At 65.4% G+C, this 2,482-nt stretch carries 3 protein-coding genes; 2 read left to right on the top strand and 1 reads right to left on the bottom strand.

The genetic code is table 11. The annotated features are described in order from the left end of the window. Together ACESMD_RS09165 and ACESMD_RS09160 are read left to right on the top strand one after the other, a co-directional pair. A partial coding sequence (locus ACESMD_RS09165) for a murein hydrolase activator EnvC (protein ID WP_372612451.1) occupies positions 1-432 on the top strand: 432 nt, incomplete at its 5' end. A gap of 37 nt (positions 433-469) precedes the next feature. Continuing rightward, positions 470-1,141: an alpha-ketoglutarate-dependent dioxygenase AlkB gene (locus ACESMD_RS09160; RefSeq protein WP_372612449.1), complete on the top strand. Its 672-nt coding sequence runs from the start codon at positions 470-472 to the stop codon at positions 1,139-1,141. A 90-nt stretch (positions 1,142-1,231) separates the two neighbouring features. Here the strand turns inward: ACESMD_RS09160 and gcvT are convergent, their stop codons facing one another. Further along, a complete protein-coding gene (gene gcvT, locus ACESMD_RS09155; protein WP_372612447.1) occupies positions 1,232-2,341 on the bottom strand; it encodes a glycine cleavage system aminomethyltransferase GcvT in 1,110 nt (369 codons plus the stop codon). Positions 2,342-2,482 lie beyond the last annotated feature (141 nt).

Genomic DNA, 2,482 nt, shown 5'->3' with positions numbered 1-2,482 from the left:
GGAAGCAGCCGTCCGGCGAGGCAGGCCAGCCTGCCCGACCCCGGTGACCTGCCCGCCTCGGCACGCCGCTGGCCCTGGCCACTGGATGACTACCGAATCGTGAGAAGCTTCGGCGCCGATGGCCGTGGCACCCTGCAGCCGATGCTGCTGGCCACCGACCGCGGGGCACAGGCCAAGTCGGTCGCCGACGGCGAGGTACGCTTCGCCGAAAGCATGCGCCAGCTCGGCCAGGTGGTGATCGTCCACCACGCCGACAACCTGCAGAGCGTCTATGCCCTCTGCGAACGGCCCCTGGTAGCCAATGGTGACAGCGTCAGCCGCGGCACCGCCGTGTGCGAGGTGGGCTACAGCAACGACACCGAGCGCTTCGACCTGCTCTTTGACCTTCGCCACGGCGGCAAACCCATCGATCCGCGACGGGTACTGCGCTGAGCCACAACACACCGCCTCGGCATTCCCGGCAGCTTCCATGGCCGACTCGATGGCCGACCAGGCGCGGCCATGGCATCCTGCCCCCATGATGCCCCGGACAAGCGACCAGACACTGCTCACGGCCCCTCTCCTGCAATGCCTCCCTGGCCTGCTCGGCGAACCCGCCGCCAGCGAAGCGCTTGGGCGTCTCGACCACGAGCTCGACTGGCACCGCCCGATCCTGCGCCTCTATGGCCGCGAGCACCCGATACCCCGCCACCAGGTGTGGATGGGCGACCCCGAGGCGCGCTATCGCTACTCGGGGCAGGACTTCGTTCCCGAGTCCTGGCACCCCGAGGTCTCGCGAATCCGCGACGCCGTTATCACACGGCTGGCGTTGTCTGGTATATCGGCCGGCTTCAACAGCGTACTGCTCAACCGCTATGCCGACGGCGACGAGCGCATGGGCTGGCACAGTGACGATGAGCCGGAACTCGGGCCGGACCCGTTGATCGCCGCGGTAAGCCTTGGCACTGAGCGGCCGCTGCGTTTCCGCTGGAAGTCCCGGGGGGCCGAGCCTTTCAACGTCTGGCTGCCCCATGACAGCCTGCTGCTGATGGGCCCCGGCGTACAGCAACGGCTGCAGCATGCCCTGCTGCCGCGCAGGCTGCCCGGCCTGCGAATCAGCCTGACCTTTCGTCTGATAACGTCGGCATCCAGTACTGCTTGATGAACAAGGTGGCTGCCAACAAAAACGGCCACCCCTCGCCGGGATAGCCGCTGTTGGTTACGAAAAGATAACGGTATAATTTGCGAGACATCAGACGCGATGGTAACCGGGGGTGACGAAGGGCATCTTGCTCACCGTCATCGGCAGTCGCTTGCCCCGAACCTCGGCATGAACGGTCGTGCCAATCTCGGTATTCGCGATGCTGACATAGCCCATGGCCACCGGCCCGCCTACGCTGGGACCGAAACTGCCGGACGTCACCCAACCGATGGAGTTGCCCTGATCGTCGAACAGCGCCGTCCCCTCTCGGACCGGGGCACGCCCTTCTCCCAGCAGACCCACACGCTTGCGCCGGTGGTCCCTGGCATCCACCTGGTGCAGAATCAGGTCGGCACCGGGGAAACCCCCGGGACGCTCTCCACCATGTCGACGCGCCTTGCCGATGGCCCAGATCAGGCCCGCTTCCACCGGCGTGGTCTCGGTGTCGATGTCGTGTCCGTAGAGGCAGAGCCCCGCTTCAAGACGCAGGGAATCCCGGGCCCCCAGGCCAATGGCCTCGACCTCGGGCTCGGCCAGCAGGCGCCGCGCCAGCGTCTCGCTGTCCTCGGCCGCCACGGAGATCTCGAAGCCGTCCTCCCCCGTATAGCCGCTGCGACTCATCCACACCGGAATGCCATCAATCTCGAAGCGTCCGTGCTGCATGAAGACCATCTCGCAGGCCTCGGGGCAGAGCCGTGCCATTACCGTCGCCGCCTCGGGACCCTGCAGCGCCAGCAGGCCACGGCCGACCACTTCCACCTCGTGGTCGGCCAGGCCGCGGCGCAGGTGGGCGATATCCTGTTCCTTGCAGGCGGCATTGACCACCAGGTAGAGGTGGTCATTGGCGTTGACGACCATCAGGTCATCGAGGATACCGCCCTCTTCACCGGTAAAGAGCGCATAACGCTGCATGCCCGGGGGAAGGTCGAGGATATCGGCCGGCACCAGGGTCTCCAGGGCCTCTCTGGCATTCGGGCCCGTGACGAGAATCTGCCCCATATGAGACACATCGAAGAGGCCGCAGGATGCCCGTGTCTGCTCATGCTCCTTCTTGACGCCAAGGGGATACTGCACCGGCATCTCATAGCCGGCAAAGGGCACCATCTTTCCCCCCAGTTCCACATGCAGAGCGTGCAGCGGGGTGTGCTTGAGTTCACTCATTGCCATTCCCCTGGGTGTTGAGCGAAAGGTGCCCCGCAGGGCACCTCTCATGGGCCTGAATCATCGATCAATGCTTATCGTGGTCGAGTTCCTCGCCCGGCAGGATTCTCGATCCAGACCCGGATACTTTAGCGGAACCTG

This window comes from Halomonas sp., from assembly GCF_041689495.1.
In the GTDB taxonomy this organism is placed as follows: Bacteria; Pseudomonadota; Gammaproteobacteria; order Pseudomonadales; family Halomonadaceae; genus Halomonas.
Note: the sequence above shows the minus strand (reverse complement) of the source record. Positions and strands in the feature narration are given on the sequence as shown.